This window comes from Streptosporangium album, assembly GCF_014203795.1.
Taxonomy (GTDB): Bacteria; Actinomycetota; Actinomycetes; order Streptosporangiales; family Streptosporangiaceae; genus Streptosporangium; species Streptosporangium album.
Genome location: NZ_JACHJU010000002.1, coordinates 1029708 through 1043480 on the forward strand (window position 1 = coordinate 1029708; position 13773 = coordinate 1043480).

13 protein-coding genes and 1 tRNA gene are annotated in these 13773 nt (G+C 66.4%); 9 read left to right on the top strand and 5 right to left on the bottom strand.

Annotated elements, in window-relative coordinates; all coding sequences use genetic code 11:
* Position 1: 1 nt before the first annotated feature.
* The 4 genes from FHR32_RS28585 to FHR32_RS28600 form a co-directional block, all read right to left on the bottom strand.
* Positions 2 to 1840 carry a non-ribosomal peptide synthetase gene (locus tag FHR32_RS28585; RefSeq protein ID WP_312882735.1) on the bottom strand — a complete coding sequence of 613 codons (1839 nt, stop codon included), beginning with the start codon at positions 1838 to 1840 and terminating at the stop codon, positions 2 to 4.
* 517 nt (positions 1841 to 2357) lie between these two features.
* Entirely contained in the window at positions 2358 to 2846 is a 489-nt protein-coding gene (locus FHR32_RS28590) for a GNAT family N-acetyltransferase (RefSeq protein ID WP_312882736.1), read from the bottom strand.
* A 122-nt stretch (positions 2847 to 2968) separates the two neighbouring features.
* On the bottom strand, positions 2969 to 3913 hold the full coding sequence (locus FHR32_RS28595) for a hypothetical protein (RefSeq protein WP_312882737.1): 945 nt from the start codon (positions 3911 to 3913) through the stop codon (positions 2969 to 2971).
* A tRNA-Leu gene (locus FHR32_RS28600) sits at positions 3885 to 3967 on the bottom strand. The genes FHR32_RS28595 and FHR32_RS28600 overlap by 29 nt, the downstream gene beginning before the upstream one ends.
* Before the next feature lie 113 nt (positions 3968 to 4080).
* Here FHR32_RS28600 and FHR32_RS28605 point away from each other — a divergent pair.
* The 6 genes from FHR32_RS28605 to FHR32_RS28630 all read left to right on the top strand — a co-directional run bounded on the left by FHR32_RS28605 (position 4081) and on the right by FHR32_RS28630 (position 10219).
* Complete coding sequence (locus tag FHR32_RS28605) at positions 4081 to 4689, top strand: ANTAR domain-containing response regulator (protein WP_312882738.1); 609 nt, start codon at positions 4081 to 4083, stop codon at positions 4687 to 4689.
* Positions 4690 to 5100: 411 nt separating this feature from the next.
* Positions 5101 to 6303: a branched-chain amino acid ABC transporter substrate-binding protein gene (locus FHR32_RS28610; protein ID WP_184757608.1), complete on the top strand. Its 1203-nt coding sequence runs from the start codon at positions 5101 to 5103 to the stop codon at positions 6301 to 6303.
* Between the two features lie 206 nt (positions 6304 to 6509).
* A complete protein-coding gene (locus tag FHR32_RS28615) occupies positions 6510 to 7430 on the top strand; it encodes a branched-chain amino acid ABC transporter permease (protein ID WP_221466247.1) in 921 nt (306 codons plus the stop codon).
* A complete protein-coding gene (locus tag FHR32_RS28620; protein WP_246467458.1) occupies positions 7427 to 8593 on the top strand; it encodes a branched-chain amino acid ABC transporter permease in 1167 nt (388 codons plus the stop codon). Before FHR32_RS28615 ends, FHR32_RS28620 begins: the two co-directional genes overlap by 4 nt.
* A gap of 35 nt (positions 8594 to 8628) precedes the next feature.
* Positions 8629 to 9393 carry an ATP-binding cassette domain-containing protein gene (locus FHR32_RS28625; RefSeq protein ID WP_184757881.1) on the top strand — a complete coding sequence of 255 codons (765 nt, stop codon included), beginning with the start codon at positions 8629 to 8631 and terminating at the stop codon, positions 9391 to 9393.
* Positions 9383 to 10219 (top strand): ABC transporter ATP-binding protein, encoded by an 837-nt coding sequence (locus FHR32_RS28630; RefSeq protein ID WP_246467459.1) that lies wholly within the window; start codon positions 9383 to 9385, stop codon positions 10217 to 10219. Before FHR32_RS28625 ends, FHR32_RS28630 begins: the two co-directional genes overlap by 11 nt.
* A 61-nt stretch (positions 10220 to 10280) precedes the next feature.
* Here FHR32_RS28630 and FHR32_RS28635 read toward each other — a convergent pair whose 3' ends face one another.
* The gene (locus FHR32_RS28635) at positions 10281 to 10835 is read right to left on the bottom strand and encodes a DUF4352 domain-containing protein (protein ID WP_184757610.1); all 555 of its coding nucleotides are present in this window, start codon (positions 10833 to 10835) and stop codon (positions 10281 to 10283) included.
* Positions 10836 to 11288: 453 nt separating this feature from the next.
* Here FHR32_RS28635 and FHR32_RS28640 point away from each other — a divergent pair, with 453 nt between their 5' ends.
* The 3 genes from FHR32_RS28640 to FHR32_RS28650 are packed head-to-tail and all read left to right on the top strand — an operon-like array spanning position 11289 to position 13750.
* Complete coding sequence (locus FHR32_RS28640; RefSeq protein ID WP_184757611.1) at positions 11289 to 12137, top strand: ABC transporter substrate-binding protein; 849 nt, start codon at positions 11289 to 11291, stop codon at positions 12135 to 12137.
* A 3-nt stretch (positions 12138 to 12140) separates the two neighbouring features.
* Complete coding sequence (locus FHR32_RS28645) at positions 12141 to 12992, top strand: amino acid ABC transporter permease (protein WP_184757612.1); 852 nt, start codon at positions 12141 to 12143, stop codon at positions 12990 to 12992.
* The gene (locus FHR32_RS28650; RefSeq protein ID WP_312882740.1) at positions 12989 to 13750 is read left to right on the top strand and encodes an amino acid ABC transporter ATP-binding protein; all 762 of its coding nucleotides are present in this window, start codon (positions 12989 to 12991) and stop codon (positions 13748 to 13750) included. Before FHR32_RS28645 ends, FHR32_RS28650 begins: the two co-directional genes overlap by 4 nt.
* Positions 13751 to 13773 lie beyond the last annotated feature (23 nt).

Below are 13773 nucleotides of genomic sequence, written 5' to 3' on the forward strand. Positions count from 1 at the left end.
ATCAGTTCGGTCTCTGGGGGCGGTCCTTCAGCCGGTCCCGCCGCACGGCGAGACGGCGGGCCGCACGGTCGAGGCCGGGGGTGTGGCCTCCACCGTCGAGATGCGCCGCCAGGGCGCGGATCGTCGGATGGCGGAACAGGTCCACGATGGGAACCTCCCGGCCCACCGCCGCGACCAGCCGCGCCTGCACCGCGGCGATCGCCAGCGAATGACCGCCGATCTCGAAGGAGTTGTCCTCCGCGACCGGATCGGGAACCTCCAGCACCCGCGCCCAGATCCCCGCCAACCCCCCGGAACCCCCGCCCGGCACCACCCGCCCCGCCACCGCCCGCAGCGCCTCGACATCGACCTTGCCCGACGCGTTCAACGGCAGAGCCGCGACCCGCACCACCCGGGTCGGCACCATGTACGGCGGAAGCCGCACCGCGCAGTGCTCCCGCAGCGCCGCCAGATCCGGGCCGTCCAGCGGGGCGACATACGCCACCAGCTCACCCGGCGCGTCGACCACCGCCTGCAACACCCCCGGATGAGCCCGGACCACCGACTCGACCTCGCCGATCTCGACCCGCTGCCCCTGCACCTTCACCTGACGGTCCAGCCGCCCCATGAACGCGATCCGGCCGTCCTCCCGCCAGGCCACCCGGTCCCCCGTCCGGTACAGCCGCGCCCCCGGCACACCCCCGAACGGATCCGGCACGAACCGCTCCGCCGTCAACCCCGGCCGGCCCAGATAACCCCGGCTCACCTGCGGGCCACCGATGTACAACTCGCCCGCGACCCCCACCGGGCACTCCCGCATCTCCCCGTCCAGCACATGCGCCCGGCAACCACCCAGCGGGCGGCCGATCGGCAACGGCCGATCCCACACCCCCGACAGCTCCGCGCCGACCACGCACACCGTCGTCTCCGTCGGCCCGTACCAGTTGTGGAAACGCGCACCCCCCGACCAGCGGGCCACCTGCTCCGGGCCGGGCGGCTCACCCGCCGTGACCAGATCCCGCAGATGCGGCAACCCCGCCGGATCGACCAGCGGCAGCAGAGCCGGCGGGACGAACCCCCACGTGACCTCGTGCGCCTCCAGGAACCGCTGCAGCCGCGCCGGATCGGCCCGATCCTCATCGGGCACGAGCTGCACGCACCCGCCCGCCGTCAACGGGGCGAACATGTCCAGCACCGAGACCTCGAACCCCAGCGCCGAGAACGCGATCGACCGGCACGACCCGTCCAGACCGAAATGAGCCACCGCCGCCGACACGAACGCCGCCGCGGAGGCATGATCCACCACCACCCCCTTGGGACGGCCGGTCGACCCCGAGGTGTACAGCACATAAGCCGCGTTCCCCGGCCGGACCAGGCCTCCCTCCGGCACACCGACCCCGTCCCCGATCCCCGTCCGCGGCCCGACCAGAGGGCGGCCACAGCCGTCGAGCAGGGCACGGCCATGCCCGTCGACCACCACGACCGGTATCGACGCGTCGTCGAGCACCTCCAGCAACCTGCGCCGCGGATGCCCCGGATCCAGCGGGACGTAAGCCCCGCCCGCCAGCATGACGCCGAGCGCGGCGACAGGCAGAAACGGCGTACGCCTGGCACAGAGCCCCACCCGCGTCTCCGGGCCGACCCCCAGAGCGCGCAGCCGTACGGCCAGCGCGCCGGCGGCGGACAGCAGCTCGCGGTAGGTGAGAAGGACGTCCCACTGGCGGATCACCGGGGCGTCAGGGGTGCGCGCGGCCTGGGCGGCGATGAGATCACACAGGGGGACGCCGGGAACGGTACGGGGCGGGCCGGACGTCCAGCCGGCGGGGACCGGGGACTTCGACGGGAACGGCTCCGGCGCCACGGGCCGCTCCGCCGGCGGAGCCGATGCCGGAGCGGGCGCCGGGGGTGATGTCGGAGGTGATGTCGGTGTCGGAGAGGCAGACGACGGGCCGGGCAGCGAGGCGGACGAAGGGTCCTCGCGCATCGCTTCGAGCATTCACCCCCCCATAGCCCCAAACAGGGTTTTTGCCCTGTCAGGTATTCACAAGTGGTAAGGCAGATTATTCCTACTTATCCGGGCTTCTCGCCGTCAAGAGATGAAAATTCAACATGCGCCAAAATGCCCGTTTCGGGCGTGAAGGAAGATCACAACCCACCGCCAGGCTTCGACATCCACGCAGGTCGGAGCGGAGTTGCGCGAGAGGACTACTCCGGTGCTCCCGGCACACCTGTCGCGTCTCATCCCTTGGACACCAACGAGCAGCACCGGACTACGAAGAGCAAGAATCCCAAATGGGGATTTCGGTCCTAGTCCATTTTGGTGGGGTTTCGGTTGTATTCATGGCGGATCATGCCAAACCCCACACCATCCGAAACCCCTACAGCCACTCCCACGTCCGCAGAGCCACCGAACGCCCCTTCTCCTCCGCCAGAATCGGCGGCGCTTCCGTCAACCGATACCCCGCCGCACGCGCCACCGCCGCACTCGCCGCATTACCCGCCTCGATCTCCAGCAACAGACGGGCGACCCCCACCGTGCCACGCGCGAAATCCGTCATCACCCGCACCGCCCGGCCCGCCAACCCCCGCCCCCGATGCGCCGCCCCCACGATGTAACCGATCTCCGCCACATCCAGGCCCACCCCCGACAACATGAGCATCACCTCACCCAGAGGCTCACCCCCATCGGCCGTGATCGCCAACTGAACCCGCAACCCCGCCGCCCGCCGCTCCCGCGCCCGCTTCAGATAAACCCGCGCCGCACCCAGATCGAACGGCGAGACCAACGGCGTCCAATACGCCACATCCGGATCGTCGAACAACCCCACCATCGCCGCGAGATCACCGTCGCCCCACTCCCGCAACACCAGACCATGCCCAGCCAACCGGACATCAGCCGGAAAACCCCCCGGAACGCCGACGCGACCCCCCTCAACGCGGCCCACCACTCACCCCTGCCGTCGACCCGGATCCGTCCCCTCCGGGCAACCTACTGGATCTGAGGTGCCCCGAACCTTCCGGACATTGGCCCCACGGACTCATCCAGTCGCTCGACCGCCTCCCGCTTCGCGACGGAGATGGTGTTGTAGCGGGAATAGCGCCAGTCCACGCCAAGCAGGTCGAGTGCTTCGCCGCACAACTCGAGGATGTCCTTGGATTCGTTCTTGAAGAGATAGCGAGGGTATTCGTACCAGTGATCGCTTCCGTTGAAGTGGCGACGCACCCGGTTCAGGCCACGGTAACCGTCCGAGTGCATCAGGCCTCGTGCGAACAGGCCGGGGTGTGCCTCGAGGATCTTCTGTTGCCAGTCCTCCAGCATGATTTTTCGCAGGTGTTTGCGTCCAGGACCGTGCTGAGGGAAGAGGCACGACCAGTGTTTGGAATAGCTCTTGACCTCCGTGCAACCTATCTTCTGGCGACGGCTCACAGAAGAAGTGGGCATCACCTTGGCCATGCTGTCCGCTGCTTCCTCCATGAGTCCTGGCCAGCCATCGCAGCAAGCGATAGAGAGTTGGTAGACGCCTTTACGGCAGAGCACGATGTGGCCGTCGCCGAGGTACAGCCCCAAAGGATAGGCATAGGTCGCCTCATCGAGTGCTCGATCATGGCAGCGAGGGCATGAACGGGATCGCCTGCCGTCCTCCTCTTCGTGTGCTCGCCGTATCCCGGTCCTCCATTTCTGAACGGCACCGAGGGAGACGCCGCAAAATCCGGCGACTTGACGGTCGTTGAAGCCGAGGGCGGAGAGTCGAAGGGCGCGATCAACGGTTTCACGGGGGTGCATGGAGTAACCATGCCAGCGGTCACCGACGGTTTTGAGATGAATGCGGCGAGTGACAGACTGGGTTGGCTGAGCAGCGATCGAAGATAGGGCCTTTTCGAGATCGAAGCTCTGGCCAAGTAGGTGCCGGAAGCGGGATTCGAACCCGCACACCCTTTCAGGTAGACGCTTTTGAGGCGTCCGCGTATGCCATTTCGCCATTCCGGCCTATATTTCCGGACTTGTCCGGATTGTGTGCCAGTGATGAGCTTACCCAGAACTGGATCAGTGTCGGGCACCGGCGTGGTCCCAATCTAGCGGACATCGGTACTCTCTTGCTCGTGAGTACTCAGCGGCGCGTAGTGATCGCGGAAGACGAGGCGCTGATCCGTCTCGATCTCAAGGAGATGCTTGAAGAGGACGGGTACGCCGTCGTCGGTGAGGCCGGGGACGGGGAGACCGCGGTCAAGCTGGCGGTGGAGCACCGGCCGGACCTGGTGATCCTGGATGTGAAGATGCCCATCCTGGACGGAATCTCGGCCGCCGAGCAGATCGTGTCGCAGCGGATCGCGCCGTGTCTGATCCTTACCGCGTTCTCGCAGCGGGATCTGGTGGAGCGGGCCAGGGACGCGGGGGCGATGGCGTATCTGGTGAAGCCGTTCACGAAGTCGGATCTGGTGCCGGCGATCGAGATGGCGGTGAGCCGGCATGAGGAGGTCGCGGCGCTGGAGCGGGAGGTGGGGTCGCTTTCTGAGCGGTTGGAGACGCGGAAGCTGGTGGAGCGGGCGAAGGGGCGGTTGATGGAGCAGCACGGGTGGAGTGAGCCGCAGGCGTTCCGGTGGATTCAGAAGGCGTCGATGGATCGGCGGTTGAGTATGCGTCAGGTGGCGCAGGTGGTGGTGGACGGGACGCCTGGTCCGGTCGGGTCTGAGGGGTCTGGGGAGGTCTGAGGGCCGGGGGAGGTCTGAGGTTCTGAGGGGGCTTTGAGGGCGCCTGGGAGGGGGTGGGGGCGCTCTGTCGTGCCTGGCCCTGCCGGGGCGTCGTGTTCCGCCGTGCCGTGGTCGGGGCGATCCTTGTGTGATTAAGCCCGCGTGTTCCCGAGAGTCAAGGGGGTGCGTGGGCTTTCGTGTACCTGGAGTGATCATGGTGGGTGGGTGGGCGAGGTTGCCGGTGACCATGGCTTTTGTCCTGGTAGCCGAAAAGGATCGGTGTTGTAACGAAACGATAACTGGTGGCTGTCCTGTATCGACCCGTGACATCGGCTGGCTGTACTAACCGACAACGACCCCCTGGCCACTCCGTCAGGGGAGGGCATCTGTGAACTCGGTCCTGACGCGGGATCGGGCGAAAGGAAGGCAACCTTGCGGCCTAAGACTGCTCGCCTCGGTGGAGTGCTCGCTGCCGGTGTGGCGCTCACCCTTGGTCTCGCTGCCTGTGGTGACGGCGGCACGGACGCCAAGCCGGCGGACGGCGGCTCCAGTGCTGCCGCTCCCAGCACAGTCAAGATCGGCTTTATGGGTGACCTGACCGGTCCCAATGCCGGCATTGTCATCCCCCCCAGGAACGGTGCGAAGCTCGTCTTCGACGAGTACAACAAGACCAACCCGGCCGTGAAGGTCGAGCTGGTCGAGTACGACAGCCAGGGTGACCCGTCCAAGGCTGTCGCGCTGGCGCAGCAGGCGATTAAGACCGACAAGGTCGTCGGCCTGCTCGGCCCGGCGTTCTCGGGTGAGTCGGCGCAGGTCGGTCCGGTGCTGGAGGAGGCGCAGATCCCCAGCATCAGTGCTTCGGCGACCAACACCAAGCTCGCTGAGAACGGCTGGAAGTTCTGGCACCGCGTGCTGCCGAACGACAGTGTCCAGGGTCCCGGTATCGCGGACTTCATCGCGGGCCCCGTCGCCGCGAAGAACGTTTTCGTGATCGACGACAAGTCGGAGTACGGCAAGCCGCTGGCCGACGCGGTCCGTGGGCAGCTGGCCACCAAGGGTGCGAAGGTCACGAACGACTCGCTCGACCCGGCGGAGAGTGACTACTCCTCGGTGGTGAACAAGGTGGCGGCGTCGAAGCCGGATGCCATCTTCTTCGGTGGTTACTACGCGGCGGCTGGCAACCTGCTCAAGCAGCTCCGTGACAAGGGTGTGAAGGACGCGAAGTTCTTCTCCGGTGACGGTTCGCTGGACAAGGGTCTGATCGACGGTGCCGGTGCTGCGAACGCGGAGGGTGCTCTCGTCGGCTGCCCGTGCTACATCGCGACGCCGGATGTGACGGACGCGAAGGTCAAGGGCTTCGCCGACGCCTACAAGGCCGCTTACAGCGCCGACCCGGCGATTTACGCGGCTGAGGGTTATGACGCGGCGACGGTGTTCGCCGAGGCGCTCAAGGCCGGTAACACCACTCCGGACAAGATCAACGCTTTCATCGGGACCGTTGATCTGGCCGGTGTCTCCAAGCAGGTCAAGTTCGCGCCCAATGGTGAGGTCGAGGCGAAGGACATTTACATCTACCAGGTCAAGAATGGCGCCATCGCCCTGCTGGGCAAGGCCACCGAGGCGAAGTTGGGCTAATCCCCGACCTCGGTGACGTGAGGTAGTTGGCGTGCGGGAGCGGGAACGCCGCGATGGGTTCCCGCTCCCGGCGTTCTTCCAGAGGGTCTACGAGGTCGTGCTGGAAGTGGTGTGCTACCGGAAGTGCAGGCGACCCCCGCTAGAAGTGGTAACCCCTAGTGCTCAATGACTTCATCAATCAGTTCTGGCCGGCCACGATCGACGGCTTGGCCTTCGGCTCGATTTACGCCCTGATCGCGCTTGGGTACACGATGGTGTACGGCGTGCTGCGGCTGATCAACTTCGCGCACTCCGAAGTGTTCATGATCGGAACCTTCGGGGCGATGTTCGTCCCTTTCGTCCTCGGTATCAATTCGGCGCTCACGGGTCTCGCCCTGGTGGGTGTGATCGTGTTGATGATCCTGGCCGGCATGCTGGCCTCCGCGGGTACGGCGATCGCGCTCGAGCAGATCGCCTACCGGCCGTTGCGTAAGCGCGGGGCATCCCGGCTGGCGGCTCTCATCTCGGCGATCGGTGCTTCGATCTTCCTGCAGGAGCTGTTCGCCCTGCTGGTGATCCCGGGTGTTTTCAACCGTCCGCAGCAGGGTCGTATTCAGATGGCTCTGCCCCGGCTGATGGAGCGGACCGAGCTTTTCTCGATCTTCGGTCATTCGGTCCGGGTGGACCAGGTGCTGGTGATCGTGGCGGCGGTCGGCATGATGGTCGCGCTCGACGCGCTGGTGAACCGTACGAAGATCGGTCGTGGTATCCGTGCCACGGCGCAGAATCCCGAGGCGGCCGTGCTGATGGGCGTCGACATCAACAAGATCGTCCGGATGACGTTCCTCATCGGTGGCGGCATGGCCGGTGTGGCCGGCGCGCTGTACCTGATCTCGTACGAGAACACGAGTTACATCATCGGATTCCTCTTCGGTATCAAGGCGTTCACCGCGGCGGTGCTGGGTGGCATCGGCAATCTGCGGGGTGCGCTTGTCGGGGGGGTCGTGCTCGGTCTGGTGGAGAACTACGGGGCGATCTTCTTCGGTTCCGACTGGAAGCACGTGATCTCCTTCACCATCCTCGTCTTGGTCCTGATGTTCCGCCCCACCGGAATTCTCGGTGAATCACTCCAGCAGGCGCGCGCATGAAACAGAATCTCCAAGCACGTTTCCGTGAACAGTTCGGCCGTTACGGCGACGTCATGCATGATCGCTGGCTGAACACGCCCGGCTGGCAGCGGTGGATCCTCTATGTGGTTCTGATCGTCGGAGCCCTGCTTCTGCCGTCGGAGAGCATCGGTAGTTTCATGTCGCCCTACACCGACTGGGCGAGCATCCTGTTCTTCCCGATCGGTACCTATGTGGTGCTGGCCATCGGTCTGAACGTGGTGGTCGGTCAGGCGGGTCTGCTGGACCTGGGTTTCGTCGCGTTCTACGCCGTGGGCGGTTACGCGATGGCGTTGATCGGCACGGAGCTCGGCTGGAACTTCTGGCTGATCCTGCTGGCGGGCATCGGGATCTGCGCCCTGTCGGGCATCACGCTGGGCGGTCCGACGCTGCGGTTGCGCGGTGACTATCTGGCGATCGTGACGCTGGGTTTCGGTGAGATCATCCGGATCACCGCGCGGAACACCGACTCTATCGGCGGTCCGAACGGCATCCGGGGTATTCCGCACCCGCCGAGCATCGACGAGCTGAACGTCTTCGGCGTCGATCTCTACGATCTGCTCGGGGTGAAGTTCTTCAAGTACGGCGTGCTGGATCCGCGGCCGTATTACTACCTGCTGGTCGCGCTGGCCGTGATTGTGATCATCCTGGTGAAGCGCTGGGAGAAGAGCCGGGTCGGGCGGGCGTGGGCGGCGATCCGCGAGGACGAGGACGCGGCCGAGGTCATGGGCGTGCCGACGTTCCGGTTCAAGATGCTGGCGTTCGCGATCGGTGCCTCGATCGGCGGCGCGATGGGCGTGCTGTGGGCGTCCAAGGTCATCTCGCTCAACCCGAACGACTTCCAGTTCCTGCTGTCGGCGACGATCCTGGCCGCGGTGGTCATGGGTGGTGCGGGCAACCTGCCGGGCGTCATGCTGGGCGCGTTCGTGGTGGCGTGGCTGCCGGAGCGGTTCCGCGGTCTGCAGGAGTACCGCATGTTGATCTTCGGTGCGGTGCTCGTCGCGCTGATGATCTTCCGTCCCGAGGGGCTGTTGCCGTCGCGTCAGCGTAAGGCGGAGCTGAAGGAGGGAGCGGGCGGGATGGGCACGCTCGGGGCCGAGGTGCCCGGGCCGGAGTCGCATGGTGAGGAGGTGGCTTCCAAGTGAGCGCTGAGGTGAGCCAGGAGCGGAGCGGCCGGGCGATGCTGGAGCTGCAGGGTCTGGTCATGCGGTTCGGCGGTGTCACGGCGCTGAAGGATGTCAACCTGACCATCGACGAGGGTGAGATCTTCGCTCTGATCGGTCCGAACGGCGCGGGCAAGACGACGGTCTTCAATGTGATCACCGGGGTCTACCAGCCGACGGAGGGTCAGGTCCGCTTCGAGGGTGAGAAGATCAGCGGCATCAAGCGCTTCAAGATCACCAAGCGGGGTGTGGCCCGTACGTTCCAGAACATCCGGCTGTTCCACAACATGACGGCGATCGAGAACGTCATGGTGGGTGCGGACGCCCATCACCGCTCGGGCATGGTCAGCGTGGCGCTGGGGCTTCCCTGGCACCGCAGGGCCGAGCGTGAGGGCCGTGAGCTGGCGATGGAACTGCTGGACTTCGTCGGGATCTCCCACCGGGCGAACGACCACGCCAAGAATCTGCCCTACGGTGACCAGCGGCGGCTGGAGATCGCCCGTGCGCTGGCGACCAAGCCGAAGCTGCTGCTGCTGGACGAGCCGGCCGCCGGTATGAACCCGGCGGAGAAGGTGGCGCTGCAGCAGTTGATCCGGGACATCCGGGACGCCGGCCGGACGATTCTGATCATCGAGCACGACATGAGCCTCATCATGGGCATCAGCGACCGCATCGCGGTGCTGGACTTCGGTCAGAAGATCGCCGATGGCCTGCCGGACGAGGTGCGGAACGACCCCCGGGTCGTCGAGGCGTATTTGGGGGCTCCCGCAGATGCTTCTTGAGATCAAGGACATCCATGTCCACTACGGCAAGATCGAGGCGCTCAAGGGCATCTCGGTCGAGGTGAACGAGGGCGAGATCGTCACGCTCATCGGGGCGAACGGGGCGGGTAAGACCACGACCCTGAAGACGATCTCGGGTCTGCGTGGCCTGTCGTCGGGGAGCATCCACTTCGACGGCAAGGACATCAGCAAGATGCCCGGCCACAAGCGGGTCATGGCGGGGCTGGGGCAGGCTCCCGAGGGCCGGGGCGTCTTCCCCGGCATGACGGTCCACGACAACCTGCTCATGGGCGCGTACACGCGTTCGGGGGACTTCGGCGCGGACCTGAAGGAGGTCTACGAGCTGTTCCCGCGTCTGGCCGAGCGCCGGACGCAGATGGGCGGCACGATGTCGGGCGGTGAGCAGCAGATGCTGGCCATCGGCCGTGCGTTGATGGCCAAGCCGAAGGTGCTGTTGCTGGATGAGCCGTCGATGGGTCTGGCGCCGCTGATGGTGCAGCAGATCTTCTCGATCATCGAGGAGATCAACCGCCGGGGCACCACGGTGCTGCTGGTGGAGCAGAACGCCCAGCAGGCGCTGAAGCTGGCCCATCGGGCGTATGTGCTGGAGACCGGGGCGGTGGTCAAGAGCGCGCCCGCGGTCGACCTGCTCAACGACCCCGATGTGCAGGCCGCCTATCTCGGCGGTGGTCTCGCGCACGAGGTGCCGGTTGAGCGGTCCGGCACGACGGCGGAGCAGGCCGCTCCGGCGGAGGGCGAGGCAGTGGGAAGTGACGCGCCGGAGGGTGACGCGTCCGGAGGCGGCGTGCCGCGCGAGCAGGTGTGAGCCGTACCAGGTGAGGTCGGGCGGGCCCGTCGCGCACTCGTGGCGCGGCGGGCCCGCCTGGTCAGGTGAGGGGCACCTTGACGCCCTGGGTGCTGCCGCCGACGCCGAGCGGCGGGTCGCCGAACAGTTGGATCGCGGCGATCTTGGCCTCTTTGGGGATGTCGAACCACAGGTCCAGTTCGATTCTGATCTCGGCGCCGAGGGGGAGCGTGTCGGGCTGGCGTTTGATGGCCTGGGCGGACCTGTCGATGCCGTAGGCCGTGCCGTCGGCGGCGATGAGCTTCTGCCGTTTGGCGTCGAAGCGGGAGTTGGCGCGGCCGGGGTTCTCCACGACGATGCGCACGACCACGTACTGGCCTTTGGCCTGCCATTCGGCGTGGGTGCCGAATAAGCTGCTCATGCCCGCCTGCAGGCCGATCACCTGGAAGCGGTTGTCGCCGTCGGTGACCGGCCGGGCGTGGATGGCGCGTTCGCCGGGGCGGACCGGGCGGGGGGCCAGGTCGTAGGTGGGGGTGACGGAGGGGGCGGCGGATTCCGGCGGGCCGGTCCCGGTGCAGCCGGTGAGGAGGGCGCCGGCCAGAACGGCGCCGGCGAGCCGTGTCGGGGGGGTGCGCACACCGGGCAACGTAACCGAGTGGGGCCGCCGAGTTCAATGCGCGGCCGGTGCCGGGTGAAGGTGTCGCCGAGGTGACGGGGAAGGGGCCGGTCTGTGACGGATGCCTGGGCCCGTTCCCGCCGGTGTGAGCGCCCTTCCGAGGGTCTCTCCTGGACGGGTCCGACGGGGCGAAACGACTCTGAAGTGCAGATATAGGATATTTTTAGCTTTCAAGGACCCGGTCTCAACCGGTCCGGGTCCGTAACAGTCGGCTCAAAGGCGAGTCGCTGACCATTCGATGAGTGGACGCGTCATGATCCGTGCCGGGGTACAGGGTACTGATCAGGCGGTTCTCAGCATGGTTGTTGTCCGAACTGTGTCATATCGGTGATCTGCATCGCTATGCATATGGGGCAGCATCACCAGCACTGAGGTGTCTGTTCGAGATGCGACATTGACTGTGAGGAGGCCTTTGTGGGCCTGAGTTTTGTTTCCCGGCGTGCGGTCGCGGTGGGCGCGGTGGTCGTCGCCGGCGCGCTTGGCCTGTCCGCCTGTGGCGGCGGTGGCACCACCAGTGCGAACTCCGACGGCGCCGCCTCGGCCGCCGGAGGTCCCAAGCTCGTCACCCCTGGCAAGCTCACCACCTGCACCAACCTGCCGTACGAGCCCTTCCAGTTCAAGGAGGGTGACAAGACCGTCGGTTTCGACGTCGACATCGTCGACCTGGCGGCCAAGAAGCTCGGCCTGACGCAGGAGATCGTCGACATCGACTTCGCCGTCATCAAGAGCGGTGCGGCGATGGCCGCGGGCAAGTGCGACGTGGCCGCCGCGGGCATGACCATCACCCCGGAGCGCCGGGCGAACATCACCTTCTCCGAGCCCTACTTCGACGCCACCCAGGCGCTGCTGGCCAAGAAGGGCCTCGGCGTCAAGACGCTGGACGAGATCAAGGCCAAGAACCTCAAGCTCGGCGCGCAGGCCTCCACCACGGGCCTCGAGTACGTCAAGAAGCAGGGGCTCAACCCCAAGGAGTTCGCCGACTCTCCCAAGGAGCTCCTGGGCCTGCAGTCCGGTCAGGCCGACGTGATCGTCCAGGACCTGCCCGTCGTCCTGACCTGGCTGAAGAAGCCGGAGATCGCCGACAAGTTCGAGCTGGTGGCCAGCCTGGACACCGGCGAGCAGTACGGCATCGGCCTGAAGAAGCAGGCCGACCCGGTCCTGCTCAAGGCGATCAACGATGCGATCACCACGGCCAAGTCGGACGGCACTTACGAGAAGATCTTCGTGAAGTGGTTCGGCAAGAAGCCCGGAGAGCTCGGCTGATCGATGACCGAACAGTCGACGCCGGCTGAGCCGTCCGGTCCTGGCGGGGCGCCCCCCGTCAGGACCGGGCTCAGCCCGCGTAAGAAGCAGCAGATCAGTCGGGCCGTCCAGTACGTCGTGCTGGTGGCCGTCGTGGTCTCCCTCGCCCTGCGCATCGAATGGGGCCAGCTCGCCGCGAACTTCGCCAAGCCCGAGGTCGCGGCGGAGACGCTGCCGGACGTGTTCACGGTCGCGCTGAAGAACACGATCATCTACTCGGTGGGGGGTTTCTTCTTCGCCTTCCTGCTGGGCCTGGTGTTCGCGCTGATGCGGATGTCGTCGGTGCTCGTGTACCGGTGGATCGCGATCGCCTACATCGAGATCTTCCGGGGTCTGCCCGCTCTGCTGATCTTCCTGCTCATCCTGTTTCTCCCGCTGGCCCTGCCCGGCTTCGAGGTGCCCGGCGGCACCTACGGCCAGGGCATCCTGGGCCTGACCATCGTGGGCTCGGCCTACATGGCCGAGACGCTCCGCGCGGGTCTGCAGGCGGTCCCCAAGGGGCAGATGGAGGCGGCGCGGTCGTTGGGCATGTCGCACGCGCGGGCCATGACGACCATCGTCATCCCGCAGGCCGTGCGCATCGTGATCCCGCCGACGACCAACCAGTTCGTCTCCCTGCTCAAGGACTCCTCACTGGTGCTGTTCCTCGGCGTCTCCGGGGAGTACGTCGAGCTCACGAAGTTCGGCAACGACATGGCCTCGACCTACGCGAACGCCACGCCCATCCTGGTGGTCGGCGTGACGTATCTCCTGGTCACCATCCCGCTGGGGTATCTCGCCTCCCGGCTGGAGAAGCGTCAGGCGAAGGGACGGTGAGCGCGGTGAACCACGCGGTCGAGATCCGTGACCTGCACAAGTCGTTCGGGAACCTGGAGGTCCTCAAGGGCATCGACTTCGCCGTCGACCCCGGCCAGGTGGTCTGCGTCATCGGACCCTCGGGGTCGGGCAAGTCCACGCTGCTGCGCTGCGTGAACCTGCTGGAGCAGCCCACGTCGGGCAGGGTGGTCCTGGAGGGGATCGAGCTGACCGACCGCGACGTCGACATCGACGCCGCCCGCCGGCGGGTCGGCATGGTCTTCCAGCAGTTCAACCTGTTCCCCCACATGACCGCGCTGCAGAACGTCATGATCGCCCAGCGGCGGGTGCTCAAGCGGGGGAAGGCGGAGGCCGAGAAGATCGCCAGGGAGAACCTGGAGAAGGTCGGCATCGCCGACAAGTGCGACGCCTACCCGCTGCAGATGTCCGGTGGGCAGCAGCAGCGGGTGGCCATCGCCAGGGCGCTGGCGATGAGCCCGGCGCTGATGCTCTTCGACGAGCCCACCTCGGCGCTCGACCCGGAGCTGGTCGGCGACGTGCTCACGGTCATGCGCAAGCTGGCCGAGGAGGGGATGACCATGCTCGTGGTCACCCACGAGATGGCCTTCGCGAGGGACGTGGCCGACCGGGTGGTCTTCATGGACGGCGGTGTCATCGTGGAGGACGGCCCGGCCGCGCAGGTGATCGGCGACCCGCAGCACGAGCGCACCAAGACCTTCCTGCGCCGCGTGCTCGACCCGACGCACACCGACATCTGAGAGCCCGGATATCGTACGGCCCG